Here is a 25,550-nt window from a genome sequence, read left to right as displayed (position 1 = left end):
GACACCCGATTCCTGCGGACGGCGTGGCTCTTGCCGTGGCGCCGCTTGTGCCGCGCGGCTTGTTCGCGCCTTCAGCACCGTCATGTGGACGACGCTGCGATCGCAGGCGCATCGCGCCGGCAACAGGATCGGCATTGCGCTCGCCGGTGATGACGCCGGGGCTGTTGCCATCGCGGCGCGGCTGGTGGGCGGTGCCGGCCTCGATCGGGTTGGGGCCGGGCCGCTGTCGCAGGCCCGCCGCTTCGATCCTGGCACTGTCGTCTTTGACAGCGGCATGAGCGGTCCGCAGGTTCGGGCCGCACTCGGCATTGCCTGATTACGGTTCAACAGGTGAATCGCGAAATCGCGCTAACTGCCTGTTTTTGTTTGAATCGGCGCCGAGCTATCGTGTCCCGCTTCCTGGCTGGCGCCAACATCGCGGGTGGACGAAGGGCGGCGTGACGGCTACCTTTTCGAACGCCGCGACGATCGCGCGGCGGAACTGGTTGCGGGAGTCCCTGCCGTTGAGAAGAGTTGCTTCGTGGGCAATGACGTTGTTCCTCGTCGCCGCCGTCGCGTGTGCCGCAACCGGCGCCACCGCGCAGACCGATCAGTCCTCGTCCCTGTCGGCCAAGGAGATAGCGGTCGGGATCAAGGCCGCGCCGCCCTTCGCCTTCAAGCTGCAGGACGGCACCTGGTCGGGGTTGAGCATCGATCTCTGGCAGAAAATAGCCGGGCGGCTCAACCTTCGCTTCCGCTATGTCGAAGTGCCAAGCGTGCAGGACCAGATCGATGGCGTCGTCAGCGGCAAGTTCGATGCGGCGATGGCAGCGATCACGGTCACCGCCGACCGCGAAAAGGTCGTCGACTTCACGCAGCCCTTTTTCTCGACCGGGCTCGGCATTGCCACGCCGCTCAACAGCCAGCCCTCCTGGCGGCCGGTGCTGCGCGCGCTGACCTCGTTCGGCTTCCTGCAGGCGGTGCTGGGGCTGATCGTCATATCGGTGGTGGTCGGCGTGCTGATCTGGATGTTCGAACGCCGCCACAATGATGATTTCGGCGGTGGCGTCGCCAAGGGCCTGTTTTCCAGCATGTGGTGGTCGACCATCGCCGCGACACAGGCAAGCACCGGCGATTTCGGGCCGCGGACCGTGCCCGGACGCGTGCTCGCCGCGATCTGGATGATGGGTTCGATCATCGCGATCGCGGTGTTCACCGCCGGCGTCACATCGGTGCTGACGGTGACGCAGATGGAAGGCATGGTGCAGGGCGAAAGCGATCTCGCCAAGGTCAGGGTCGGCGCCGTGCAGAATTCGTCGACCGCGTCCTATCTGGATTCGACCCATACCCGTCATCAGGACTTCGCCACGGTCGAGCAAGGCCTCGACACGCTGCGCGCCGGCAAGATCGACGCGCTGGTCCACGACAAGCCGCTGCTAGGCTGGCTGGTCGGGCAGAACTACGCGACCAGCCTGCAGGTTCTCGACGCGAGCTTCGACCAGCAGCAATACGCCATCGCGCTGCCGCTCGGCAGCCCGCTGCGCAAACCGCTCGATGTCGCCCTGCTGCAGGCGATGGAGAGCGACTGGTGGAAGCAGGCCGTTTTCCAATATCTCGGCGAGAAATAGCTCGGGCAAAGGGCAGGGTACGAACCCTGGCACAAGAAAAAGCCGCCCCCGCTTCATGCGCGTGGCGGCCTTTTCCCGGGAGGAAGTCAGAGGGAAGTCAGGGCAGCTCAAGCAGCCTTGGCGTGCTTGTGGCCATGCTTCTTGTGGGTGCGGATGTGGTGGTGCTTCTTGGCGACGTGCCGGTGGCCGTGCTTCTTGCCCGCGTGCCGGTGAGCGTGCTTGCGCACATGCCTGTGGTGCTTCCTGTGGTGGCGGTGACGCTTGTGCGCGGCCGCCTTGACCGGCGTCTTCGCCGCGTCAGCCGCGGCAGGGGCCGCCGGAGCGGTCGTCGTTGCGGGGGCGGTGGTCGTTGCCGGAGCGGTCGTGGTGGTGGTCGTGTCCGCATTGGCGGTGCCGACGAGCGGCATTGCCAGACCGAGAGCGATGGCCAGGCCGAGCGCGGAGAGGATGGGCTTGTTCATGATAGGCTTTCCTTCACATGTTGTAGGTTGCTGTCACTGGTCGAGGTCGACCGGCGTCACGCCCAAGAGCTTCAAGGCGTTGGCGTAGGTGCGAATGCCTTGCGCCTGCTTGCGCTCGGCACAGAACCGGCTCGCCTTGTCCTGGAGGGCCGTTGCCTCTGCGATCTCGCTCGCACCGGCGCCGGGTTTGGCCTTGGTCTGGATGGCTCCGTCGAGTTGAAGACCGAGCCGGCTGCAGTATTCGCTCCGGGTAACCGCCGCTTCCGCGCCCGACGATGCGACCGCGAGCATGGCAAGCGAAATGCCGGCGAGGGCAGCCATCCATCGGGTCGAACGTCGTTGCATTGTCGGGACCATCCCTTTGCGTTGATGTGGCGGTCTCCGTTCGGCCGCCGCGAGGATGGTTATCGCAGACGATGTTTTCCTCAGTTTTTCCCGGATGTTGAATCTTGTTTCTGAAGTGTGTCTGGGGCCCGATCGATGCCAATCGCAGCGGGGCGCCGGGCAGGGCCGGCGCCGCCTCGGACAATGCCGGGGCTGGGCAAAGCGGCGGAGCGAGCAGGATCTCAGGCTGCGGCACTCGGTCGTGCCGAGACGGCGCCATGCCACAGCCGCAAGGCGTCCAATCCCTCGGGGATCGGCGTCTTCATCGCGGCGGCGGCGAAATCGAGGGCGACCAGCGCGGTGATGTCGGCGGCCGAAAAATGATCGCCGGCAATGAAAGCCACGCGTTGCAGCCGCACGTCGAGGTCGGCATGGAAATGGGCGATGCGCGCCATGGCGCGGTCGACCAGCGCCGGGATCTGCTCATAGGCGTAGGGGCCGGACAGAGCCCGGCCTTTCAGCCCTTCGGCCTTGTTGCGAATGCCTTCCAGTGCCGGGGCAAGACCGTCCAGTTCGGCGCGCCGCTCCCACATGGCGACCAGCCCCTTGTCGATCGAGTTGGAGCCGAGCAGCGGCACGGCCGGGAATTCCTCTTCCAGGTAGCGAAAGATCGCGGGCACTTCGGCGATGGTGGTGCCGTCCGCGACAAGCGCCGGCACCTGCTGGCGCGGGTTGATGGCCGTGAACCAGTCCGAGAACTGCTCGCGCTTGCCGAGATCGACTGCCACCGACGGGATGGAAATGCCTTTCTCGGCGATGAAAATGCGCACCCGCCTGGCATTGGGCGAGTTGGTGGAATGATAGAGCTTGATGTCGTGCGACATGGTCTTTGCTTTCCGTGAACCGAGTTATGGGCGGGTCAGGCCGCGCCCTTGCCGCCGTCGACGCCGAGCACCTGGCCTGTGATGAAGGAGGCCTTGCCCGAGGCGAGAAAGAGGATGGCGTTGGCGATCTCCTCCGGCCTGCCGCCGCGCTTCATCGGCACGCCGGCAAGCAATCCTGCCTTGTTTTGCGCATTGCCGGTGAAACGGTTGAGCATCTCGGTCTCGATCGGACCGGGAGCGACGGCGTTGACGCGCACGCCGGCCGCGGCGGCTTCCAGTGCGGCCGATCTGGTCAGCCCTTCCACCGCGTGCTTGCTCGCCGCATAGATGGATGCGTTGGCGCCGCCGCGATGGCCATATGTCGACGAGATGTTGACGATGGCGCCATGACCCTGCGGGACCATCACGCGCAGTTCGTGCTTGAGGCCAAGCACCGTGCCCAGCACGTTGGTGTCGAAGGTGGCGGCAAGGCTTGCCGCCGTCTGCGAGGTCAGCGGGCCTGGCTGGCCCTCGGTGCCGGCATTGTTGACGGCGACGTCGAGGCGGCCGAAGTGAGCGACGGTCCGGTCGACGAGGGCCGCGACCTGATCGTCTTCGCGGATATCGGCCTTGATGAATTCGGCCTCGGCGCCAAGGCCGCGCAATTCCTCGACAAGGGCTGCACCGGCTTCCTCGCGGCGGCCGGAAACGACAAGCCGCGCACCGTCCCTGGCAAAGGCCAGCGCGGTGGCGCGGCCAATGCCGGTCAGCGCGCCAGTGATCAAGACAATCTTGGTATCCATCTTCGTTCTCCTTGAAAGGGCGTGCGACCTGCACCGCCAATGGATGCGAAGATGGGGGAGTGATGACTTGGCGACCAAGACTTTGTATGCTTCAGCCATACTTTCAAAGCATGGCTGAAGATCATGGAACTGCGCCATCTCCGCTACTTCATCGCCGTCGCGGAAGAGGGCAGCCTGACGCTCGCGGCCGAAAAGCGGCTGCACACCGCGCAGCCTTCACTGAGCCGGCAGATGCGCGACCTGGAGCTGGAGGTCGGCACCAGGCTTCTTGTGCGCGGCGCGCGCGGCATCGAACTGACGGCGGCTGGCCGGACATTCCTCGACCATGCAAGGCTGGCGCTGATGCAGGTGGAGGCGGCAGGCATTGCCGCACGCCGCGCCGCGCAGCCGGCCAAGGCCGCCTTCGCGCTGGGCTTCCTGACCGGACAGGAGGTGACGTGGCTGCCCCAGGCGTTGCGCATCCTGGGCAGCGAACTGCCCAATCTCGACGTGACCGTGTCCAGCCAGTCCTCTCCGGAACTGGCAGGCGGGCTGCTGCGCGGCGCGATCGACGTTGCCTTCCTTCGCCGCGAGGACTGGGTGTCGGGCCTGGCGTTCAAGCTTTTGGCGCGCGAGCCGCTGGTGGCGATCCTGCCGGCGGGCCATCCGCTGGCAACGCTCGATGCCGTGCGCATCGAGGATCTGGCCGCCGAAACCTTCATCATGCCGACCAGGGCAGCGCCGGCGCTGAAGATCGTCATCGACGATTATGCGCGGCGGGTCGGCGTCACGCTGCGCCCCGCCCATGAAGCCGAGAACCTGTCGATGGCGATCTCGCTGGTAAGTTCGACCGGTGGCGTCAGCCTGCTGCCGGTCTATGCCGAACATCTTTTGCCGCGCTCGGTGGTGAGCCGGCCGCTGGCCGGGCCGGTGCCGACCATCGACCTCGTGCTCGGCTATGCCAAGTCCAACACCTCGCCGCTGCTGAAGCTGTTCCTGGCGCGGCTGGACGGCCTGGCCGCCGGCACCGGCCTGACGTCCTGAGACGCCTGGTGCCGGACTCGGGACGGCCTTCGCCGCGCCGGACAATTTGCGCGCTTCCACCGGAGCGGCCGATCGCGTAAAGGCCCGGGAAATTCCTTCAATTTCCAGGCGTCCCTCGGAACATCATGATCAGACTTGAAAGCATCAGCAAGCAGAACGGCCGTCAGCTTGTCTTCATCGAGGCGTCCGCCGCCCTGCAGAAGGGCGAGAAGGTCGGCCTTGTCGGGCCGAACGGCGCCGGCAAGACGACCTTGTTCCGCATGATCACCGGCCAGGAGCAGCCCGACGAGGGCCAGGTGCAGGTCGATCGCGGCGTCACGATCGGCTATTTCAGCCAGGATGTCGGCGACATGTCGGGGCATAGCGCTGTCGCCGAAGTGATGAACGGCGCCGGGCCGGTGAGCGAGGTGGCGGCCGAGATGGCCGAACTCGAGGCCGCCATGGCCGATCCCGACCAGGCCGACCGCATGGACGAGATCATCGAGAAATATGGCGAGGCGCAGCATCGCTTCGAGGAGCTCGACGGCTATGCGCTCGACGGCCGGGCACGCGAGGTGCTCGATGGCCTGGGCTTTTCCCAGGAAATGATGGATGGCGACGTCGGCAAGCTCTCCGGCGGCTGGAAGATGCGCGTGGCGCTGGCGCGCATCCTGTTGATGCGGCCCGACGTCATGCTGCTCGACGAGCCGTCCAACCATCTGGACCTGGAAAGCCTGATCTGGCTGGAGCAGTTCCTGAAAGGTTATGACGGCGCCCTGCTGATGACCTCGCACGACCGCGAGTTCATGAACCGCATCGTCAACAAGATCGTCGAGATCGATGCCGGTTCGCTGACCGCCTATTCCGGCGATTACGAATTCTACCAGCAGCAGCGGGCGATCGCCGACAAGCAGCAGCAGGCGCAGTTCGAGCGCCAGCAGGCGATGCTGGCCAAGGAGATCGCCTTCATCGAGCGCTTCAAGGCGCGCGCCTCGCATGCGGCGCAGGTGCAGAGCCGGGTGAAGAAGCTCGACAAGATCGACCGCGTCGAGCCGCCCAAGCGTCGCCAGGTGGTGAATTTCGAGTTCCAGCCGGCGCCGCGCTGCGGCGAGGATGTCGTGACCTTGAAGAACGTCCACAAGGCCTATGGCAGCCGCACCATCTATGAGGGGCTCGACTTCCAGGTCCGCCGCCGCGAGCGCTGGTGCATCATGGGCGTCAACGGCGCCGGCAAGTCGACGCTGCTCAAGCTGGTGGCCGGCGCTTCCGACCCCGACACCGGGACGGTGGCGCGGGGACCGAGCGTGAAGATGGGCTATTTCGCCCAGCACGCCATGGAACTGCTTGAGGGCGAGCGCACCGTGTTCCAGACGCTGGAAGACAATTTCCCGCAGGCCGGCCAGGCGCCGCTTCGCGCGCTTGCCGGCTGCTTCGGCTTTTCCGGCGACGAGATCGAGAAGAAATGCCGGGTGCTGTCAGGCGGCGAAAAGGCGCGGCTGGTGATGGCGTTGATGCTGTTCGATCCGCCCAACCTGCTGGTGCTGGACGAGCCGACCAACCACCTCGATATCACCACCAAGCAGATGCTGATCGAGGCGCTGTCGCAATATGAGGGCACCATGCTGTTCGTCTCGCACGACCGGCATTTTCTGGCCGCGCTCTCCAACCGCGTTCTGGAACTGACGCCCGAAGGCATCCACACCTATGGCGGCGGCTATACGGAATATGTCGAGAGGACGGGGCAGGAAGCACCGGGCTTGCGGAGCTGACAATAAGGGCGGCTGTCGAGCCGACGCCGCCCTTGGAACCAGCTTGCGTGTGAACGGGGCGGAACGACCGCCCTTACCGCAGCGAGATGGCCATGCCGCTGAGATCGGCGTTGACCTGCAGCCCGACCTGCTTGCCGGTGAGTTCGAGCTGGGCGCCCTTGTCATTGGTCATGACGATCACCTGGGCACCTTTGCCGAGCGTGCCGCCGCCACCTGCCGCGCCATAGACCCCCGTCACATCGCGCGCGCGCCTGATGTGGCGCACAGTGCCGTGGAAATAGGTCTTGGAAACGCCAAAGGCGAGGCCGCCCGAGACGCCGCCGATCGAGATGGGATAGGTCTTGCCGTGGAAGGTGAACGTGCCTTCGCCGCCGGAGCCGCCGACGAAGAAGGCAGCCTTGTAGACGGCAAAGCGGATCGTGCCGCTGTCGGCATGCGCGGCGCTGGCGACGCTGACTGCCGCCGTGGCGATGGCTGCAACCGCGATAGACCGAAATCCGGACGAAATCTTCATGATGAAAGCTCCTTAAGATCGCCGCTTGCCCGACCGGCCGGGCGCGTCAGCGCTGTGTCAAAGTTACAACTGAACAGTCTCGCCGGTCATTTGGTTCCAGCCACTTGGCCCGAATCTGGCCGCGGGAAGATCGACATGAAGCGAGGCCTGTGGCAAGCGCTGGGGCGGGACATCGCGGATACGTGATGTCGCGGCCGGAATGTCCGCGGAAAGCGGAACGGCAAACAGCAGAGGCTTCGGGGATGAGACTTGCGATACGCGTTGCAATGTCCGCATTGGCCGCGACGATGGCTGGATGCGCGACCTCTCCCGTAGACTATGGCGCGTCGCTTTCGCCGCAAGACCCGAAATGGGCGTCGCCGGGATGCCAGCAGGCCCGCGCGGCGGCCGCCGACTATGCGGTTCGCGAGAAACAGCACCCGGGCTGGGAATTCGCGGCGCTTGGCCCGTACGGCCTGGGCATCATCGCGGCAACCAAGGAGGCCGAGCACAAGCAGCGAAAGCTGTTGGCCCGCAACGTGCACCTGCAATGCTCGAGCCTGCCCTTGCCGAAGGAGCTCGAGGGGGATCTGAGCCCGGCGGCCGCACAGGCGAAATATCCGTAGCAATCCCTCTTTGTGGCGATTCAAATTCGGACAGAGGCTCTGACTGTAGTGCGTGCAGCGCCTGCGTTGCAGGGCTCCGGTCGTCAAGCTGACAGTTGCTCTGTCTTGTTTTCCGGCTGCAGGTTCGCTGCAATATAGCTTAGGTCGCGGATATTGCCGCCGATTGTGCTGACGGTCGCGGGGTTACAATTTTTCTCATCTTCGTCGTAAAGTCTTGAATGCGTGTCCGTTTCGACCCCAGCGGGTGCAGTCCTTGCAATATGGTCTGTGAGAATGTCCGGTTCGATTTATAAGTTCGTCAGGCAGAAGCTGATCTCCCATGGTGCCGATAGGTCGCCAGACGGGATGATAACGATCAAGAACAAGCTGCTTTTTCTGGATTTCGTCCAGCTTGAGCGAGCGGTCAGAATTGCTGATTTTGCGGCAGTGCAGTCTGCGGTCAAAAAATAAATGAACGCGTTTCGTCACTGGGAAAGCAGCACCTGATCGTCTTTGCATATATGTATCTTCGCTTTTCTGACGGAACACCGAAGATGACCCACGCAGATGTTAAGATTGAGGGCGGAAGTATCTTGCGATCTGTTGAGTATCGGCGCGCCGTCACACCAGAGGAACGGCTTATCGGGGATTGGGGTCACCTACGGTATAAGCAACTCGGACGCAGAATGCTTGGGGCGGTTTACGCGTCAAGCCATCCGACCCCTCCTCACATGAAAGCCTAGGCTTGATGGCCAATTTGACGTTCCAGCATCTGAACACCGATTGGAATGCCGAGCCCAATGCTCCTGACGTGGAGCTGACGGTCGAAGGCAACGCCGTCCGTCTTTCCTTTCGTCTTAACCCATGGGCCTACAGTGCCGCGCCTGGAGAAATTGCGACACTGCGATTCCTCGGCTGCAGTCGCTTTCGTTGGGATGCGACGAACGATCATGCATGGTTTGCAGGAGAAGGCCTCTACAGCGGACAGGCTCCGAAATGGGGCGAGTTCTACGAGGTTATAGGCGACACTCGGGTCGCCGAGGATGACGATTGGGATGTCTTGTCGGCGGATTTGCCGAGCGCCCGTCAATTCCTGTTTTACTTCCGTGACGACACAATTGAGATCGTGGCTCAAGATTGGTCGCTAACACGGGAAATACCACCGGCTGCTGAGAGCTCCTCCCGCTAATCGGGTGGTAGTCAAGCAAGCAGAGTCATTGCGCCGTGATGTCACTCTGCGATTCGACTCAGCCGAAGGTGTTGAGACCCGCGTCATGCGCGGCTAAAAGCGCGGCAGTTTGAACGGCTCGTGTCCGACAAGTTGCTCTGCCACCGGGAAGATGGGCCTGAGCGAGTGTTTTTGTCACCAGCCCTGGAACGTAAATGCGCCGGTCAAGTTCTTAGCGTCAGGACAAGCGAAGGGACATCGCACATGCTGACCGCCGTTCGGGCCATGATTGGCCAAGCCCGCTTAATCGCAGCCAAGAGCGAACCCGAAGCACAGACCACCCGACAGACGCCGGTCTCGAAGGAGCTCGATACGCTGGCAGCGATCCGCCTGACCGACATGGCAGGGCTGGGTGCCCGGTCGCAGGATCGCTGATCGGTTTCGATAGCGTCAGCTCTTCTATGGCCCGTTGACCGCAAATTGCGCGGCGAAGGCCCTGGCATAAGCAGGGCGAGCTTCGCCGCGTGCGACATAGGCAGCCAGGTTCTGATATTCGTCCAGAATGCCGGACATGCGCAGCCGCAGCAGCACCGATACCATCAACAGATCGCCGGCGCTGAACGCACCATCGAGCCAGTCGGCGGCGCCCAGATAGGCCGAGAGCCTGTCCAGCACTGCCCGAACACGGTCTTTCACCAAAGGCAGGCGCTCTTCGGCCCAGGGCCTGTCGGCTTCGAATATCCTTGCCGTCGTCAAGTCGAGGATGGGCAGCTCGACGGTGTTGAGCGCGGCAAACATCCAGGTGATGGCGCGGGCACGGGCATCGCGATCCCCGGGGAGCAGGCCGGCATGCTTCTCGGCAAGATGAAAGACGATCGAGCCGGTCTCGAAGAGGCACAGAGATCCTTCCTCATAGGTCGGGATCTGGCCGAAGGGATGGATGGCCAGATGGCCAGGCGCCTTCATCCCGGCGAAGGAGACGAGACGAACCTCATAGGGCTGCCCCACCTCCTCGAGCGCCCAGCGAACGCGCGTATCGCGCGCCAGTCCCTTGCCGCCATCGGGCGATCGTTCAAAGGCTGTGATGGTGGGGATCATTGGGAGGCTCCGGTGGTTGGTTCGGTGTCCGGTTCTTGGCGGCACCCAGAGGACGAACGGCCGACGTCATTGCCGACACGCCATCTCGTTTTTCGGCCATTGGATTTCGCGGCCCGAACCGGAGCAGTGCGTCCTCGCTCCTAGCGCAGCAGGCCTTCCGCCTCGAATGTGTCCCAGCCTTCCAGCCGTGGAGCATCATCCTTTCCCGAATTCCTGGCATTGCGTGCCTTGCGCTGCCGTTTTCCAGCTCGCGTCAGAGCGGCCTTGCCGGCGCCGCGCCGTCTGTTTTCGGACGCTTCCCGCGCGTCTTCTTCCCGCCAGGCGCTCGCCAGGTCACGATCGAGAATGTCCTCGATATGGCGTGGATCGAAAACATGGAAGGTCACCGCCTTGGATCGCCCGCGCATCTTGACGGTGCGGGTGCCGATGCTCTTCAGGCGACCGTCCTTCAGCCATTTATGGCGCTCGCGGGCGGAGATGGTGAGAATGTCCTCTGCCTCGCGCGGCAGCACGGCCAGCGTCTCGATGCCCTCCAGCGTCCTGGAGATGGTTTCAGAGGCGGCCTGGAACGCATCCGCGTCGGTTTTCAACATGCGCAATACGATGCGGCCGGTATCAGCCTTGGCGAACGTCCTCACTGCCCACGGCAGGCGGGCTCGAACTTCGCGTTCGATCCCCTTCAGGCGCAAGGAGGAGCCAAGCGTCGCCGATGGCGGCAGCGGCCATTCGGCGACCACTGACGCCTTGGCGGTGCTCGCGCCTTGCTCGGATGTGCGACCGGGCGCGGCGGTAATCGCCGCGACGATGCCGCTCAGGACCTTCCGCAGGGAGTCGCGCTTCTTGGCTGCCATGCTTCATGTTCGCTCATCAGGGGCCTTCGTGGAACGACAGTTCCCACAGCAGACAACCGAAACCATGCTCAAACGGTTCCTCTATCACATATGGGCGGCTAGTCGCCTTCGCCAAACCATCGTGACGCGGCCTGGGCGGCGTGCTCGAGGTCAGGCCCATCATCGGCAGCCCAGGCGACGAAGCCATCGGGGCGCAGGAGCAGGGCGCTCAGGCCCATCCGCTCCCTGGCATCCTCCGCGACATAGGTGATCCGCCCGTTCCAGCGGCTTGCAAGCGCTTGCAGGGCAGGGTGGGCATCGAAGTCCAGCAGCAGGCCTTGCCCGCTCCTCAGGCGCTCGCCGAGCCTCGTCCCGTCGGCTAGTTCGAAGTCGGGCGCGCCGCGGCCCACCAGCCTGTGGCTGCCGCCGAGATCGTAGCGCAGGGAAACGCCCCAGACGCGCTCGGCGAAGTAGGTTGCGCCGTCGCGCGTGGCGATGAGATCGCGGATGATGGCTTCGAGCGCGCGCGAACTGGGGCTTGGCCGCATCAGCGCGACCTGGGCGCGCGACCAGTCGAGGATTTGCGCGCCGACCGGATGCCGTTCATCGAAATAGCTGTCGAGCAGGCCGGCCGGCGCGTCGCCGCGGATGGTGGCGGCGAGCTTCCAGCCGAGGTTCATCGCATCGCCGAGCCCGAGATTGAGCCCCTGGCCACCCAAGGGCGAATGGATGTGCGCGGCATCGCCGGCAAGCAGCACCCGGCCGTTGCGGTATGTGGTCGCCTGGTAGGCGCGGTCGGTCCAGGTCGTGGCGAGGTGCAGATCCGCGACCGTGACGCCCGTGCCGGACACGCGGCGCAACACCGCCTGTACATGCTCCAGCGTGATCGGCTCTTTGCGGTGGAAAGCGGCGCCGTCGAACTCGACCATCGCGATCGTGCCGGGCCGTGCGTAAGTGTACATGCCCGTCGCCGTGTAGTGGCGGCCGAGGCTCAGCGTGTCCGGATCGGCCATCTCGACTTCGACGGAATAGCCGGTGAACTCGGCATCGGTGCCGGTGAAGGCAAAGCCGCCAAGCTTGCGGACCGTGCTGCGGCCGCCATCGCAGCCGACGAGCCAGCGGGCGCGAAAAATCTCGCCTCCGGCGCTGATGGTCACGTCCTCGTCCGACTGGCTGAAGCCGTCGACGCCAAGTCCGCGCCTGATCTCGACACCCATGGCGGTCGCGCGCGCGGCAAGCGCGGTTTCCAGATGCTCCATCTCGACCGCCATGCTGGTGCCGGCCGGGCCGGGCAGGCGATAGGGCCATTGCGAGCTGTCGACGGCATCGAGGTAGAACTGGATGCCGGCGAAATGGCCGCCGGGGCGGCGCGGCTGCTGCATCCAATGCGCGGCGGCCGCTTTGCCGCCGGCGGGGCCATCCTTCGCGGGCGGCGCAACGTCGTCCAGCAGACCGCGCCGGTGGAAGGCCTCGATGGTGGGGGCCGACAGGCCGCGCATGCCGAAGGGCAGCCGCTTCAGCGGCGAACGGTGATCCTCGGCCTTTTCCAACACCAGCACTGAAAGGCCCGCCAGGCGCAACTCGCAGGCGAGAAACAGGCCGACCGGGCCAGCGCCGGCAATGATGACATCATGGGGAATAGGGTTGTGCATGAAACTGCTCCTTGGTCGATGTGTTCGACCGGAGCGTTCCTCGCGTTTGAGAGCCACACGGACGAACGATTGGACGCTCGATCAGCGTCCGATGTTCGTCGTGGGGATCTCGTGCACGAAGCCAAAGACCAGAGCTTCCGTTACCAGAAGGAGTTGGGCTTACCAAACCAACCCTGCCTTTTCCGACAGCGGCTGTATAAGGGTAGAGCGATTGATCCGCAACGGGGGGGTGACCGCCATGGTTTTCTGGATAGCGAGCGTGGCTGGACTGGCGATCGCCTATCTCTTCGGCTCGATCCCCACGGGCTATCTGGCAGGAAGACTGCTGGGCGGCATCGACATCCGGGAGCATGGCTCCCGGTCGACCGGCGCCACCAACGTCTTGCGGACGCTCGGCAAAGGGCCTGCCTTGGCGGTGCTGCTGGTCGATGTGCTGAAGGGCGTGGCGGCGATCGTCTTTGCCCGCTGGTTCTTTGCATTCCTCACGCCACCGGCAGGGGCTGACCCGCAAAGTTTTGTGCCTTGGGCGGTCTGCCTCTCCGGACTTGCGGTGCTGCTGGGGCATGGCCGTTCGATCTGGCTGAATTTCACCGGCGGAAAATCCGCGGCGACGGGGCTCGGCGTGCTTCTGGCGCTGTCCTGGCCGATCGGCCTGGGGGCCGCGGCGGTTTTCTGTGTGGTCTTGGCTCTTTCCCGAATTGTTTCCCTGAGCTCGATGCTGGCGGCGTTGACCGCGATCGCTGTGGCCTGCGCCCTGGAGCAGCCCTTGCCCTCCCGGCTGCTGGTGATTGCCGGCGGGCTCTACGTGATCGCGCGCCATCGCGCCAACATCCGGCGGCTCATGGCCGGGACGGAGCCGCGCCTGGGGCAGGGCAGCCCGGAAGCGAAGGCGGAACCGCGGACCTAGATCGTTGACCTACACAAACACGATCGGGTTACGCTCCTGCCGTGCCGCGCCGATCAGTGTACGCAACGCGACGGCAAATCCCCCGACATATTCGTCGGAACTGGCTTCAAGGAGAGCCAGTTCCCCTTCAAGCTCACCGAAGCGCGCTTCCTCGATCACGTCTCCGGCATGGCTGCCGGAATAGAGAACAAGCCGCTTCAGGGCCGATGCCTTGCCGACATATCGAGCGATCCTTCCCCGAAGGGTACCGATATGGGAGACGTTCCCGAACCATTGCTCGCACACTTTGACGGCCTCCCAGGGGATGCGCGCGCCATCAGGATAAACGACCTCGCATTCTCCGGATATCGGCTCGCGCTCGAAGCGATATCCGGGAAATTCCTGTTCCAGGGCCAGCATGCCTTTGAAAACGATTGCTTTGAGGCTCATCCCGATCCACCAGTGAACCCTAAGCGATCAAGGCCGTTCAGGCCGGCCCGCCCGCATCACGAAATGCGCTGACCGTCCTCGTCGAGCAGAACGCAGCCCTCGGGATCGAATCCGAGGTCGATCGTCTCGCCTTCGCGAAGGACCCGGCCACTGATCGTTGCGTTGGCCCGGACGCTGGTCTTGCCGCCGATGTCGATCTCGTAGATGGCGCTGCCGCCCAGATATGACGCCGAGACGACGCGGCCCGACAGATGGTTGGCGCCCGCCGACGCGCCGACCGTCAGTTTCTGCGGCCGCACCACCACGGTGACCTTGCTGCCGTCGGCAAGCTGCCTTGGACAGGCCACGTTGACCGTCTGGCCGCTGGCAAGCACCACAGCCGTTGCCTTGCCGGATCCGCTCACCGTGCCGGGCAGCATGTTGGCCTTGCCGAGGAAGTCGGCGACGAAGGCGGTGGCGGGCCGCTCGTAGACTTCCTCGGGCGTGCCGATCTGCTCGGCCGATCCCGCGTTCATCACCACGATGCGGTCCGACATGGAGAGCGCTTCTTCCTGGTCGTGGGTGACGAAGATGGCGGTGATGCCGGTTTCCTTCTGGATCTTCTTGATCTCGACGCGCATCTCCTCGCGCATGTTGGCGTCCAGGGCCGATAGCGGCTCGTCGAGCAAAAGCACCTGCGGCTCGAAGACGATGGCGCGGGCAAGCGCGATGCGCTGCTGTTGGCCGCCCGACAATTGCGAGGGCAGTTTCTTCTCGCTGCCCGGCAGCCGCACCATCTCGAGCGCCTTGCCGACCCTGCGCACGATTTCCGGCTTCGGCACGTTGCGGTATTTAAGGCCGAAGGCGACGTTGTCGAACACGGTCTTGTGCGGGAACAGCGCGTAGCTCTGGAAGACAAGGCCGATATTGCGCTTGTAGATCGGCACGTCGTCGACCCGGCGCCCATCGATCATGATCTGGCCGCCCGAAATGTCGACCAGGCCGGCGATCGAGCGCAGGATCGTGGTCTTGCCGCAGCCCGAAGGTCCGAGCAGCGTGACGAAGGAGCCCTTGCGGATCGACAGCGAGAAATCGCGCACGGCGACGAACTTGCCATAAGCGATGTCGATGTTGCGGAACTCGACCGCCGGCTGACTCGCCTCGGCGCTGTCCGATGCGGCCTTGCCCGCGCCGGACAGCGTCGCCCCGGCCGCTTCCGGCCGGGGCAATTCTGAAAGGTCGTTTCTGTCAGGCACCTTTCGAGATCCTGTTCCACTGCTTGGTCCAGGCGTCCTCGTTGGTCGCCCAGTAGACCGGGTCGGCGAAAGTCAGCGACTTCATCGTGCCGGTCTTGTCGAAGGCCGGCAGCTTCTCGATCTTCTCGGTGAGCTTGACCTTGGTCGGGTCGAGCGATGGCGGATAGCTCTGGCCCTCGGCCACCGCTATGGAGGTCGCCGGGTCGAGCATGAAGTTGATCAGCTCCTCGCACTCGGCCATCGGCGAGCCCTTCAGGATCAGCATGTCCTCCATCCAGGCGTAGGAACCGGCCGGGTCGAGATAGCCGATCGGATGGCCCTGGTCCTGCAAGGCGGCGACGCGGCCCGACCAGGCGTCGGTCACCACGATCTCGCCCTTGGAAAGCAGGTCCATCAGCTCGGCGCCAGAGCTCCAGAACTTCTTGGCGAGGTCGCGCGTCTCGCGCACCTTGGCCCAGATCGTGTCCATGTCCTTGATGTTGTTGGGGTCCTGCCCGGTGGCGAGCGCGGCGTACCAGACGCGCGTGGTCATGTCGTCATAGCCGCCGACCTTGCCGGCATATTTCTTGTCGAGCAAAAGGGCGGCGCCCTTTTCCTTGGCTTCCTCGGGCGAGATCACCTTGGTGTTGTAGGCGATGCCTGTCGTGCCGTAATCGTAAGGCACGGCCGAGAGTTTCGGCGTCAGCTTGCGGAACGGGTCGATCATCGGCTGCAGCACATTCGCCATGTTGGGAATGTTGGCCTCGTTGATCTCCGAGGTCAGGCCGCCATTGACGTATTTGATGTAGTAGTTGACGCCGGAGGAATGGATGACCTGGTAGTCGCCGGGCTTCGAAGTCTTGATCTTGGTGATGATCTCGTCCTCGTCGCCGAACGTGCCCTGGACGACCTTGATCTTGGTCTTGGTCGTGTAGGGCTGGAAGGCGTATTTGTCGATCGCGTCCTGCACCGTGCCGCCCCAGCCGTCGAAGCGAACCTCCTGGACCGCGGCGAGCGCCTGCCGCATCCAGGGCATGTCGAGACCCGCCGCGGCAGCCGCGGCGGCTGTCAGCGTCAGGAAAGTGCGGCGGCTGAGATCACCGTTGCGATATCTATCATGCAGCCGTTCAAGCCGCTTGCCGTTGGACAGTTTCATCGTGCTTCCTCCTTTGGTTCGCCACGTCTTTTCAATCTGGTCAGGCTTTGCAGGATCAGGCCGCCGAGCAGCGGGATGCCTACGGTCACCAGGATCATCACGGTGCCGAGCGCGTTGATCTCGGGGCTGATCGAGATCTTGAGCATCGAAAGGATCTGGGTGGGCATGGTCTCGACGCCAGCCGGGCGCCAGAACAGGCTGGCCGACGTGTTGTCGAACGAGATGGTGAAGGCGAGCAGCGCGCCGCCGACGACGGCGGGGATGAGCAGCGGCAGCGTGATCTCGCGGAAGGACGAGAAGCGCGAGGCGCCCAGCGAGAGCGCCGCCTCCTCGTAGACGCGGCGGATGCCGACCATGCGCGCCTGCGCGATCAGCACCACATAGGGCACGGCAAGCAGGATATGGCCGAGCACCAGCAGCAGCATGGTCCTTGGCTGGTCGATCGCCTTGATCAGCACCAGAAGGCCGACGCCGAGGATGGTCTCCGGCACCAGCGCCGGCAGGATCACCAGCGTGCTCAGCGCCTGCTTGCCGGGGAATTCGAAGCGCACCAGCGCAAAGGCGGTGACCACGCCTATCGCCGTGGTGACGGCGGCGGTGACCAGCGCGATCCACAGCGAGGTGCGGAAGGCGGCCAGCACCTGCTCGTTGGTCATCAGCTTGGCGTACCATTGCAGGGAAAAGCCGGTCATCGGGAAGCCGCCGAACATCGAGGCGTTGAACGACAGGATGACGGTCGCCACGATCGGCGCGAACATGAAGATGTAGACGCAGAGCGTGACGAAGCCGGTCAGCCGCCAGGCCCATCTGCCTTCTTCCTTGCGCCGCGCCTTCATCCGCCCAACCCCGTCATCCGCCCAATCCTTTGACGATCTGCGACATGCCCATGTAGCGGGTGTAGATGGCGGCGAAGAAGCCGAGCACGAGGAACAGCACGATCGAAAGCGTGGCGCCCATCGGCCAGTTCAGCTCGCCCATGATGGTGTCGTAGATCAGATTGCCGAACAGCGCGTCGCGCCCCGAACCCAGAAGCTGCGGCGTCACATAGCTGCCGGCGGCCAGCACGAAGCAGAGCAGCAGGCCCGCCGCGAGGCCCGGCAGGGACAGCGGCAGCGTGACCTCGCGGAACGCCTGCGCGCTGGTGCAGCCCATGGAGCGGGCGGCCGAGATCAGCGTGCGGTCGATGCCTTCGAGGCTGACATAGACGTTGAGGATCATGTAGGGCAGCAGGAAGTGCAGGAGCCCCAGGATCACCGCGCCCTCATTGTAGAGCATCGGCAGCGGATCGCTGATGATCCCCATCCTCAGCAGCGCGACGTTGATGACCCCCTGTTCGCCCAGGATGTTGATCCAGGAGAATGTGCGGATGGTGAAGGAGATCCAGAACGGCACGATGAGCAAAAGCAGGAGCAGCCATTTGTGCTTGAAGCTGGTGGCCCAGATGAAATAGGCCGGAAAATAGCCGAGCACGCCGCAGAGCAGCGCCGTCATCGCGCCGACGCGCAGCGTTTTCAGGAGGAAGCCGTGATAGTAGCTGTCGGTGAGGAATTCGTGCCAGTTGGCGGTTGTCAGCGCACTCGTTTCCACACCGGCGGTGACGAAGGTGAAAAAGGTGTAGGCGCCCATCACGGCGATCGGCAGCACCAGGAAGAAGACCAGCAGCAAGAGCACCGGCGCGACCAACATCCAGGCCAGCCGCGGATCATACAATGTCCATCGTCGTTTCATGACCACCCGGTGCGCTTTCTTTGAAGCGCGTGTTTTGTTCCCGGTACCAAGATTGGGTGATTAAAGGCCCGATGTCTACAGTGGGCGATTGAGCCAGTGGATATCAGCACGCCGCCGGCTGCGATCGACGGCGAAACTTGACCGGCGGACGGCATGGCAACAGGGGGCCATGGCCGTTCGATCCGGATCGTCGGTCTCATCTCCGACATCCAGCGGCCGCTCCTGGGGATCGCGGGGCTTGACGCCTGTGCCAAACAATACGCATCGGTGGTAACAGGCTCCAGCACAGGCGAGGGGACGGTTCCGGACAAATGGCAAGGCGGTTTGCGTTTCTGTTGGTGCGCGACTTCACGCTGTCGCCGCTGTCGCTGTTCATCGACACGCTGCGGCTCGCGGGCGACGAGGGCGACCGCAGCCGCAGGATCGAGTTCGACTGGGAGATCGTCGGCGAACGCGGCCTGCCGATCCGGGCGAGTTGCGGCGTGGAACTGCTGCCGACCAAGGGGATCGGCAATCCGGAGGATTTCGACAACGTCGTCGTGGTCGGCGGCCTGCTCGACACCAACCGCAGCCTCAGCTCGGACAAGGAAACGTTCCTGCTGCGCGCCGCCGAGAAGGGGGTGCCGCTGACGGCGCTCTGCACGGGAAGCTTCGTGCTGGCGCGCTACGGCCTGCTCGATGGCTACGCCGCGGCCGTCAGCTGGTTCCACATCAAGGATTTCCGCAGCCAATTCCCCGATGTAAACGCCCATGCCGACAGTCTGTTTTCCGTCGACCGTGGGCGTTCGACATGCGCCGGCGGCACGGGCGCCGCCGACCTTGCCGGCCATTTCGTGTCCCAGTTCATCGGCCAGAAGGCGGCGGAGAAGGCCGCCAAGATCCTGGTACTCGACCGGATCAGGAGCAGCCGGGACGTGCAGCCCGTCGGCGACCTGTTTCCGGCGGCCTCGAGCCGCGCGGTGAAGCGCGCTCTCCTCCTGATGGAGAGCAACCTTCAGGAGACGCTCTCGGTGGCTGAGATCGCCAGCCGCCTGAACTGCTCGCGGCGCCAGCTCGAGCGGCTTTTCCAGGCCGAGCTCGGTATCGGTCCGATGGCGGCCTACCTGGCGCTCAGGGTGCATCATGCCAAGTCGCTGCTCGAAGGCAGCGACCTGCAGATCGGCGACATCGCCTATCGCTGCGGCTTCACCAATGCCGGCCATTTCAGCCGGGTGTTCCGCCAGCAGACCGGCATCACGCCGACCCATCTCAGGCATCCCAACCGGATGCCGGCCATTGCCGCGGGGCAATGAGGCCCGGCGGCTAAGCGGCGCTTACACTTTGTTTGGCGCAATTCCTGTAAGAAAAGCGCTGCGCGCTTTTCCCGGGGAAAACCGTTCACACTTTTCCTGGAATTGCTCAGCCCTTCGAGATGCCGCGCGCGATCAGCCTTGCGAGCCGCTCCGAGAACGCCCTGGCGTCGGCCGGCTTGTCGCCGTCGAGCACGCGCGCCTCGTCGTAGAGAAGATGGGCGGCATCGTCCTTGAAGGCCTGCTCGTCCTCGCCCAGGCCGGCAAGCGCCAGCACGCGCTCATGCCTCGGGTTGATTTCGAGGATGGGCTTGGCCGCCTTGTCGAGGCGGCCGGCGGCGTTCATCAGCCGCTCGAACTGACGGTCGGGGCCGTGTTCGGGGGCGACAAGGCAGACCGCGCTTTCGGTCAGGCGATCCGATGCCTTCACGTCCGAGACGGCATCGCCAAGGGCGGACTTGACGAAGGCCAGGAAGCCGTCGACCTCCGGCGTCGCCGCTGTCTCCGGCTTCTTGGCGTCGTCGAGCAGCGGGATGTCGGACAGCTCGGCCACGCCCTGCGTGACCGACTTGAACGGCTTGCCGTCGAATTCCGGCGCCATCGTCACCCAGAAACTGTCGACCGGATCGGTAAGCAGCAGCACCTCGATGCCGCGCGCCTTGAACCCTTCGAGCTGCGGCGAGGCTTCGAGCCGGGCGCGGTCGTCGCCGGCCATGAAGAAGATCGCCTTCTGGCCTTCCTTCATGGCGGCGACATAGTCGGCAAGGCCGCGCCAGCCTTCGCCAGAGGCGGTCGAGCGGAAGCGGGCGAGCTTCAGCAATTGCTCGCGCCGCTCATAGTCCTCGTAGAGCCCTTCCTTGAGGACGACGCCGAAATTGTCCCAGATCTTCGCATAGGCGTCGGCCTCGTTTTCGGCCAGCTTGGCGAGGTCGCCGAGCACGCGGTTGGTCAGGCCCTTGCGGATGGAGGCCAGCAGCGGGCTTTCCTGGATCATCTCGCGCGAGACGTTGAGCGGCAGGTCGGCGGAATCGACCAGCCCGCGCACGAAGCGCAGGTAGCGCGGCAGAAGGTCGGCATCGTCGGTGATGAAGACGCGGCGCACATAGAGCTTCATGCGGCCCTTGCGATCCTGGTCGAACAGATCGAACGGACGTGATCCCGGCACGAAGGCGAGCACTGAATATTCCTGCCGGCCCTCGGCGCGGAAATGGATGGTGGCGGCCGGCTCGTCATATTGGCCGGCGACGCCGCGGTAGAAATCAGTGTATTCCTCCGGCGTGATCTCGCTCTTCGGCCTGACCCAGAGTGCCGTGCCGTCGGCGATGTCGCGCGCCTCGGCGCCGGGTTTTTCGATGAGCGTGATCGGCACCGGCACATGGCCCGACTGCGACTTGGCCAGCTGCTCGAGCTGGTAGGATCCGGTATAGGAGACGGCATCGTCCATCAGATGCAGCACGACGCGGGTGCCGCGCTTCGGCGCGGCTTCGAGCGGGGCGGGCGCGATCTCATAGGACCCTTTGCCGTCGGACGACCAACGCCAGGCTTCCTCGCTTCCCGCCTGGCGGCTGGTGACATCGACCCGGTCGGCCACCATGAAGGCGGAATAGAAGCCGACACCGAACTGGCCGATGAGTTGCGTGTCCTCGGTGCCGGAGCCGACGCGCTCGATGAAGGCGCGGGTGCCCGAGCGGGCGATCGTGCCCAGCGCCTCGGCCATGTCGTCGCGGCTCATGCCGATGCCGTTATCCTCGACGGTGATCTGCTTGTTGTCCGCGTCAGCCGAGATCGAGATGCGCGGCTTGGGATCGTCGGCCAGAAGTTCCGGGCGGCTGACGGCCTCGAAGCGCAGCTTCTCGCAGGCGTCAGCCGCGTTGGAAATCAGCTCGCGCAGGAAGACATCCTTATCGGAATAGACCGAATGCACCATCATGTGCAGCAGCCGCGAGACATCCGCCTCGAACGCCCTGGTTTCCGTCGCTTTCGTATCCGTCGTCATTCAGATTTTCCCACGCTGTTCATCCGCCCGCCGCGCCGGGGCGCGTTCAGGACTTCCTTTCAACCATTTTTTGCGGTGCTGGCAACTGCGTTCAGCAAGGCCAGCGCGCCGACGATATGGTGGTGGGGTGCGGGAGCAACAAGAGGGCGCCGTCGCGCCTGGCTTGCGGCCCTACTTTCCCGCCATGTGATCGGCAAGCGCCTGCGCCTGGGCAAGCAGAGCGGGATAGGCCGGGGTGCCGGGCAGGTTCTTGCCCATGCAGGCGCGGAAGTCGTTGTCGCCTTTCGTCCAGGCGGCGTTGGCGGCGTCGGATGTGTTTTCGTCGCTGTCGTCGGTGGCCTGCTTGGCCAGTTTCTGGGCGGCGGCGTCGGCGGCGGTCCAGGCGGCGTCGCAGGCCGCGATCTTCGGGACCGGCGGTGTCGCGGGGGCTTCGGCGATCAGGACGCTGTTGCCCTTGACGACCGTGACGATGACCTCCTGGTCGTAGTTCGGCCCGATATCCTGTGCCCAGCCGCCGAGCCGCGCGATCGCCATGTCTGCGCCCTCGGGCGTCTTCAGCGCGAAGTCGAGCGTGCCGGTGAAGGCGGCGTCGCTGCCGATGGCCTGGGTGTAGAAGGCGTCGAGCTTCAGCGCCGCGTCGAAGCCGGTGGGCAGTTTGAGATCGGCGTCCGTCTCGGCGGCGCGCGACTTGAGCCAACGCTCGACCAGCCCGCGTGTCGAGGCCACGATGCTGGGGCCGTCCTCGGTGCCATGGCGCAGGCCGTCGAGCATGCCGAAGCCGACATCGGAGGAAGAGAGGCTTTCAATATTGATGGTGCCGGCAGCCGGGAAATCCTTGACCGTGAAGGGGCCGAGCAGGGCGGTGAGACGCGTCTCGAGATCGGCGCGGGCCTTTTCATTGGCCGCGTCGAGCGTTTCCACGGCTGTGTTCGTGCTCTCCATCGCCGCGATCTCGGCAATCGCCTTGTCCCGCGCGGCGATATAATCGTCCTCGGGCGAGGCGGCGAAGGCAGCACTGCTGGCGAGTGCAAACATGACCGTCCAGACCAACCGCATGACAGAACCTTTCTTCGTGGCGATCAACAGGCCTGGCAGCCATCGGGCAGCTTTGCGGCTATTGCGCGGCAGGAAACGTCGAGGCGAAACATCCTGATCGGTGCGGGATGGCAAGCGCTGCCATTAACCATCGATTAACTATCCGGTCGCCTTTGAATCAAATCTGACGGATACTGTTTGCGGGCCAGACGAGGCGGCTCGAGGGACTTAGGGAAGACAGCAATTGCAAGCCTGGCGCGCAGCCTTCGGTCGCGCGGCAGTCTGAAATCAAAAAGAAGCGACGGACCACCGTCGCCTTGCGGGGAGGCGTCAGCATCATTCTTGATGAGGAGCGCCAGAATGAAGATCGAAGACGCAGTGACCGCTGTAACAGCCGAGGCCAACGCGCTGCTGTCGTGCCTCGGGCAGCCCGTGGTCGCCTACCACGTCACCGCTATCATGCGGGAGGCCGACCTGGAGCACGCCAGGCGGATGCAGCTCGCCCTGATGCGACGGAGCATCGAGGCGCTCGTCGATGACGGCCTGGAGGATGTGGCCGCGAAGCATTTTGCCTCGCAGTTCGATGGGCGCGTTGGCTCGACGTGGCGGCTCTTGCACGCGTCCGATGGCGTGGCGCACTGACCGCGGCCAGGCGGACCTCGATCGGACGCTTGGCTGATCAGCGTCGTGAGGACGGCGCGCCTTGCCAAAGACCGAACAGGAAGCCTGCCAAAGTTCCATGGCGGGCGTATGAAATCCAGGGAGCAGAAAGGCGGAGAGGACGTCGTTGGCCAGGTCGGTCGCGGTTTTGACGGATCGGGCTGGGAACCGTCCCGACCTGATATCTTCTTTCAGCAACCCGTGGCGATCTGTCCATGCCATGAAATCGCCGGATCGCATTGCTCTCGGCCGCCTTTGAAACCCTGTCCGCGATATCGTCGGCGATTATGGAATCGTCGCAGAAATGATGTCTCGCGACACAAGACGCCAAAAATAGAGCACGGCCCGTGCGATCTCCGGCCTTTGCGGGTTTCATTCCCATCTCTCGCGAAACGGTTTCTGTCGTTCGGATGGCTGCAATTTTCGGTGGGCGGTCATGGTGTCGATCTCGACGATGACGCGAGCGCTAATCTTGACTGTTACCTTGCCCGCCTCGTCATCGACGCTCGTCACGTGGCCCGTTATCGCCACCTTGTCGCCGGGCTTCGCTTTCCGCGGCGGCTCAATGGCAAATGGGAGGCTGTGGCTTGGGATGCTCACGCACGCCCGGCCACTCCGACGCACCATCAAGATAGTCGCCGTCATCGCCACCTCATCGCCGATGTCTATGTTCCGTTCCATACTCAGATTCCGGCGCCGATGATGAGTTGATCAGTCACTGAACCCTGTTCCGCGTCAGGCGGGCGGGCGTCGAGAAGCGCCGAAGACCGGTACTACGATGGCAGGCGCTATATCCATCTGCTTATGTGAGTGCCCGCCTGCTGGAACTCATTAACGATCTTGCGCTCCACCGCGGCGGTCTTTCGCCCCTCCGGGTTCCTCATGTAGAGGGAATGGAACTCGACATATGTCGCGTGGAGATCGCGATGGAGCCCCGAGCGGATTATATCGTCCAGGATCTCGTACTCTGCTCCCTCGACATCGAGTTTGAGAACAACCACTTCGTACAGGCCACGCCTGTCCCGGATCATCTGTGACAGCGAAAACGTTTCGACAAGCTCCGGCGCAAATCGCTGCGGCTGATACAAGCCTCCATTGTGGCCTGGGATTATGGAGCAACCTTCGTAGGTAGGGTCCGACCGCCCCGGGGGACCAAGCAATTCGGCATAGCCATCTTTCGCGCTCGCAGCCTTGGCCACGACCTCAATGGCTACGTTTTCCGAGCGCAAACCATGAAGGTGCTCCAAACAATTCTTGTTGGGCTCTACAAGAACGTAGTCATAGTAATCGGGCGTGTAATATCGCGAAAAGAATCTATACGCCTGGCCGACGTTTGATCCGCAATCGATGAACAATCCGCGAGGTCGCTTTGCCGCCTCGAGCCTGGACAATGCCCGTCGTGCATCGCTGGCGACGCGACGCCGGAGCCTTTGCGACCTGATTGGTTCGCTTAGCGATAGCGTCGACAACTGGAGGAACCGACCGGGCCCCTTGGTTCTTAGCACATGCGCTATCTGGTTGATCTTCCTGATCGCCTTATGGCCGTCGGGTGCTGCCCGCTCCGACGGCGGACGGGGCAGCCCAAGGCGCTTGCGCTGGGTGTCCGCGAAGGCGATCGCATCGCGCTCACGCCTGAATTGATGGAAAATTTCCTGGTCGTTCTCGCATACGCGGACAAACCAGCCACCAAAACCCTCCGACAGGTCCACGGAGGTTTTGGGGCAACCACTATCATACTGAGGGTGAACGGGCATGGCGCTTCCTGCATCGCAGCTGAAAACGACTTCCCGCCAAAAGTATCCGTCAACAATGAATGTGCTGTGACAGGGCAACGCTCGGACGGCAGAGAGCCATGAAGCGGGTGGCCACGCGAAGGGCCAAACGGGAGATCGTCCCCCCTGGCGAGATTTCAACCTGAGCTGGCTTGTATGTGTCAAAAAGTTGCATGATTGTCGGTTGCTCGATGATGTGGGTATCCGATGAAGCGCAAGGACAAGGCACGGCCTTTCGTGCCAACTGAAATCCACGTCAGCACCGTCGAGGATGACAGCGGTACGCTCGGTATCCTCTCGATCCAGACGACCGAGGGCATGGTTGAGATCGCGCTAGATCGCGAAGCCGCCGACGCGATCGTGAATGCCATCGGCGCAATCCGGACGAAGCTTGGCCAGAGCTGAGAAGGCCGGGGCCGCGTCGGATGCGGCTTGCCTGGATGCGACGAGGCGATCGTCGAGCCTCGCAGTTCGATGGGCGCGTTGGTTTGATGTGGCTGCTGCTGCACGCTTCGGATGGCTTGGCGCACTGACCTTGGCCAGACGAGCCCGATCGAGCTCTGATTGTCGGTGACGCGAATGGCGGCAATGCGCCTGAAGTCAGACATTCAGCTCAACTTCGGCGCATTCCGGAAGCGGACATCTACGATCGACGCAGTTTTGGGTTGCCCGGGAGTCGTATCGGCGGA

The 25,550-nt window shown here is 63.9% G+C and carries 28 protein-coding genes; 11 read left to right on the top strand and 17 right to left on the bottom strand.

The features are described 5' to 3' along the window. Nucleotides 1-82: 82 nt before the first annotated feature. Nucleotides 83-316, top strand: coding sequence for a hypothetical protein (locus tag FJ977_RS20480; RefSeq protein WP_246683220.1), 234 nt, complete (start codon nucleotides 83-85; stop codon nucleotides 314-316). Nucleotides 317-527: 211 nt separating this feature from the next. Beyond that, nucleotides 528-1,607: a transporter substrate-binding domain-containing protein gene (locus tag FJ977_RS20475; protein ID WP_140774034.1), complete on the top strand. Its 1,080-nt coding sequence runs from the start codon at nucleotides 528-530 to the stop codon at nucleotides 1,605-1,607. Nucleotides 1,608-1,714: 107 nt separating this feature from the next. Here FJ977_RS20475 and FJ977_RS20470 read toward each other — a convergent pair whose 3' ends face one another. The 4 genes from FJ977_RS20470 to FJ977_RS20455 all read right to left on the bottom strand — a co-directional run bounded on the left by FJ977_RS20470 (nucleotide 1,715) and on the right by FJ977_RS20455 (nucleotide 4,058). Continuing rightward, nucleotides 1,715-2,068, bottom strand: coding sequence for a hypothetical protein (locus FJ977_RS20470; RefSeq protein WP_140774033.1), 354 nt, complete (start codon nucleotides 2,066-2,068; stop codon nucleotides 1,715-1,717). A 33-nt stretch (nucleotides 2,069-2,101) separates the two neighbouring features. After that, entirely contained in the window at nucleotides 2,102-2,413 is a 312-nt protein-coding gene (locus tag FJ977_RS20465) for a hypothetical protein (RefSeq protein WP_244735455.1), read from the bottom strand. Nucleotides 2,414-2,634: 221 nt separating this feature from the next. Further along, nucleotides 2,635-3,276: a glutathione S-transferase N-terminal domain-containing protein gene (locus FJ977_RS20460; protein WP_140774032.1), complete on the bottom strand. Its 642-nt coding sequence runs from the start codon at nucleotides 3,274-3,276 to the stop codon at nucleotides 2,635-2,637. Between the two features lie 35 nt (nucleotides 3,277-3,311). Continuing rightward, the gene (locus FJ977_RS20455) at nucleotides 3,312-4,058 is read right to left on the bottom strand and encodes a glucose 1-dehydrogenase (RefSeq protein WP_140774031.1); all 747 of its coding nucleotides are present in this window, start codon (nucleotides 4,056-4,058) and stop codon (nucleotides 3,312-3,314) included. A gap of 123 nt (nucleotides 4,059-4,181) precedes the next feature. Here FJ977_RS20455 and FJ977_RS20450 point away from each other — a divergent pair, with 123 nt between their 5' ends. Then, complete coding sequence (locus FJ977_RS20450; protein ID WP_140774030.1) at nucleotides 4,182-5,081, top strand: LysR family transcriptional regulator; 900 nt, start codon at nucleotides 4,182-4,184, stop codon at nucleotides 5,079-5,081. 125 nt (nucleotides 5,082-5,206) lie between these two features. After that, nucleotides 5,207-6,829 carry an ABC-F family ATP-binding cassette domain-containing protein gene (locus FJ977_RS20445; protein ID WP_140774029.1) on the top strand — a complete coding sequence of 541 codons (1,623 nt, stop codon included), beginning with the start codon at nucleotides 5,207-5,209 and terminating at the stop codon, nucleotides 6,827-6,829. A 73-nt stretch (nucleotides 6,830-6,902) separates the two neighbouring features. Here FJ977_RS20445 and FJ977_RS20440 read toward each other — a convergent pair whose 3' ends face one another. Then, on the bottom strand, nucleotides 6,903-7,343 hold the full coding sequence (locus FJ977_RS20440) for a hypothetical protein (RefSeq protein ID WP_140774028.1): 441 nt from the start codon (nucleotides 7,341-7,343) through the stop codon (nucleotides 6,903-6,905). 242 nt (nucleotides 7,344-7,585) lie between these two features. Here FJ977_RS20440 and FJ977_RS20435 point away from each other — a divergent pair, with 242 nt between their 5' ends. The 3 genes from FJ977_RS20435 to FJ977_RS35895 all read left to right on the top strand — a co-directional run bounded on the left by FJ977_RS20435 (nucleotide 7,586) and on the right by FJ977_RS35895 (nucleotide 9,530). Then, the gene (locus tag FJ977_RS20435) at nucleotides 7,586-7,948 is read left to right on the top strand and encodes a hypothetical protein (RefSeq protein WP_140774027.1); all 363 of its coding nucleotides are present in this window, start codon (nucleotides 7,586-7,588) and stop codon (nucleotides 7,946-7,948) included. 727 nt (nucleotides 7,949-8,675) lie between these two features. After that, on the top strand, nucleotides 8,676-9,116 hold the full coding sequence (locus FJ977_RS20430) for a hypothetical protein (RefSeq protein ID WP_140774026.1): 441 nt from the start codon (nucleotides 8,676-8,678) through the stop codon (nucleotides 9,114-9,116). 243 nt (nucleotides 9,117-9,359) lie between these two features. Then, nucleotides 9,360-9,530 (top strand): hypothetical protein, encoded by a 171-nt coding sequence (locus FJ977_RS35895; protein ID WP_181179989.1) that lies wholly within the window; start codon nucleotides 9,360-9,362, stop codon nucleotides 9,528-9,530. A gap of 24 nt (nucleotides 9,531-9,554) precedes the next feature. Here the strand turns inward: FJ977_RS35895 and FJ977_RS20425 are convergent, their stop codons facing one another. The 3 genes from FJ977_RS20425 to FJ977_RS20415 form a co-directional block, all read right to left on the bottom strand. Continuing rightward, nucleotides 9,555-10,193: a glutathione S-transferase family protein gene (locus FJ977_RS20425; RefSeq protein WP_140774025.1), complete on the bottom strand. Its 639-nt coding sequence runs from the start codon at nucleotides 10,191-10,193 to the stop codon at nucleotides 9,555-9,557. 140 nt (nucleotides 10,194-10,333) lie between these two features. After that, nucleotides 10,334-11,044: a hypothetical protein gene (locus FJ977_RS20420; protein WP_140774024.1), complete on the bottom strand. Its 711-nt coding sequence runs from the start codon at nucleotides 11,042-11,044 to the stop codon at nucleotides 10,334-10,336. 98 nt (nucleotides 11,045-11,142) lie between these two features. Next, entirely contained in the window at nucleotides 11,143-12,675 is a 1,533-nt protein-coding gene (locus FJ977_RS20415) for an FAD-dependent monooxygenase (RefSeq protein WP_140774023.1), read from the bottom strand. Nucleotides 12,676-12,913: 238 nt separating this feature from the next. On the opposite strand from FJ977_RS20415, the gene plsY reads away from it, so the two are divergent. Further along, nucleotides 12,914-13,582: a glycerol-3-phosphate 1-O-acyltransferase PlsY gene (plsY, locus tag FJ977_RS20410; protein ID WP_140774715.1), complete on the top strand. Its 669-nt coding sequence runs from the start codon at nucleotides 12,914-12,916 to the stop codon at nucleotides 13,580-13,582. A 9-nt stretch (nucleotides 13,583-13,591) separates the two neighbouring features. Here the strand turns inward: plsY and FJ977_RS20405 are convergent, their stop codons facing one another. The 5 genes from FJ977_RS20405 to FJ977_RS20385 are packed head-to-tail and all read right to left on the bottom strand — an operon-like array spanning nucleotide 13,592 to nucleotide 18,109. Beyond that, on the bottom strand, nucleotides 13,592-14,011 hold the full coding sequence (locus FJ977_RS20405) for a hypothetical protein (protein ID WP_140774022.1): 420 nt from the start codon (nucleotides 14,009-14,011) through the stop codon (nucleotides 13,592-13,594). A gap of 56 nt (nucleotides 14,012-14,067) precedes the next feature. Next, the gene (locus FJ977_RS20400; protein ID WP_140774021.1) at nucleotides 14,068-15,246 is read right to left on the bottom strand and encodes an ABC transporter ATP-binding protein; all 1,179 of its coding nucleotides are present in this window, start codon (nucleotides 15,244-15,246) and stop codon (nucleotides 14,068-14,070) included. Then, nucleotides 15,239-16,381: an ABC transporter substrate-binding protein gene (locus FJ977_RS20395; RefSeq protein WP_140774020.1), complete on the bottom strand. Its 1,143-nt coding sequence runs from the start codon at nucleotides 16,379-16,381 to the stop codon at nucleotides 15,239-15,241. The genes FJ977_RS20400 and FJ977_RS20395 overlap by 8 nt, the downstream gene beginning before the upstream one ends. Then, a complete protein-coding gene (locus FJ977_RS20390) occupies nucleotides 16,378-17,217 on the bottom strand; it encodes an ABC transporter permease (protein WP_140774019.1) in 840 nt (279 codons plus the stop codon). Before FJ977_RS20390 ends, FJ977_RS20395 begins: the two co-directional genes overlap by 4 nt. Nucleotides 17,218-17,230: 13 nt before the next feature. Further along, nucleotides 17,231-18,109 (bottom strand): ABC transporter permease, encoded by an 879-nt coding sequence (locus FJ977_RS20385; protein ID WP_140774018.1) that lies wholly within the window; start codon nucleotides 18,107-18,109, stop codon nucleotides 17,231-17,233. 311 nt (nucleotides 18,110-18,420) lie between these two features. On the opposite strand from FJ977_RS20385, the gene FJ977_RS20380 reads away from it, so the two are divergent. Continuing rightward, nucleotides 18,421-19,401 carry a GlxA family transcriptional regulator gene (locus tag FJ977_RS20380; RefSeq protein WP_140774017.1) on the top strand — a complete coding sequence of 327 codons (981 nt, stop codon included), beginning with the start codon at nucleotides 18,421-18,423 and terminating at the stop codon, nucleotides 19,399-19,401. A 106-nt stretch (nucleotides 19,402-19,507) separates the two neighbouring features. Here FJ977_RS20380 and htpG read toward each other — a convergent pair whose 3' ends face one another. Both htpG and FJ977_RS20370 read right to left on the bottom strand, forming a co-directional pair. After that, nucleotides 19,508-21,394 (bottom strand): molecular chaperone HtpG, encoded by a 1,887-nt coding sequence (gene htpG, locus FJ977_RS20375; protein WP_140774016.1) that lies wholly within the window; start codon nucleotides 21,392-21,394, stop codon nucleotides 19,508-19,510. 171 nt (nucleotides 21,395-21,565) lie between these two features. Then, nucleotides 21,566-22,450, bottom strand: a complete 885-nt coding sequence (locus FJ977_RS20370) for a hypothetical protein (RefSeq protein ID WP_140774015.1) — start codon at nucleotides 22,448-22,450, stop codon at nucleotides 21,566-21,568. Between the two features lie 339 nt (nucleotides 22,451-22,789). On the opposite strand from FJ977_RS20370, the gene FJ977_RS20365 reads away from it, so the two are divergent. Further along, nucleotides 22,790-23,071 carry a hypothetical protein gene (locus FJ977_RS20365; RefSeq protein WP_244735456.1) on the top strand — a complete coding sequence of 94 codons (282 nt, stop codon included), beginning with the start codon at nucleotides 22,790-22,792 and terminating at the stop codon, nucleotides 23,069-23,071. 390 nt (nucleotides 23,072-23,461) lie between these two features. Here the strand turns inward: FJ977_RS20365 and FJ977_RS20360 are convergent, their stop codons facing one another. Together FJ977_RS20360 and FJ977_RS20355 are read right to left on the bottom strand one after the other, a co-directional pair. After that, nucleotides 23,462-23,770 carry a hypothetical protein gene (locus FJ977_RS20360; RefSeq protein WP_140774013.1) on the bottom strand — a complete coding sequence of 103 codons (309 nt, stop codon included), beginning with the start codon at nucleotides 23,768-23,770 and terminating at the stop codon, nucleotides 23,462-23,464. Between the two features lie 107 nt (nucleotides 23,771-23,877). Then, nucleotides 23,878-24,843: an FkbM family methyltransferase gene (locus FJ977_RS20355; protein WP_140774012.1), complete on the bottom strand. Its 966-nt coding sequence runs from the start codon at nucleotides 24,841-24,843 to the stop codon at nucleotides 23,878-23,880. Nucleotides 24,844-25,068: 225 nt separating this feature from the next. Between FJ977_RS20355 and FJ977_RS20350 the strand changes: the two genes are divergently transcribed. Beyond that, a complete protein-coding gene (locus FJ977_RS20350) occupies nucleotides 25,069-25,266 on the top strand; it encodes a hypothetical protein (protein ID WP_140774011.1) in 198 nt (65 codons plus the stop codon). The last annotated feature ends 284 nt before the right edge of the window (nucleotides 25,267-25,550 follow it).

Source organism: Mesorhizobium sp. B2-1-3A, from assembly GCF_006442655.1.
In the GTDB taxonomy this organism is placed as follows: Bacteria; Pseudomonadota; Alphaproteobacteria; order Rhizobiales; family Rhizobiaceae; genus Mesorhizobium.
The sequence above is the reverse complement of the archived record's forward strand: the minus strand, read 5'-3'. Positions and strand labels throughout refer to the sequence as shown.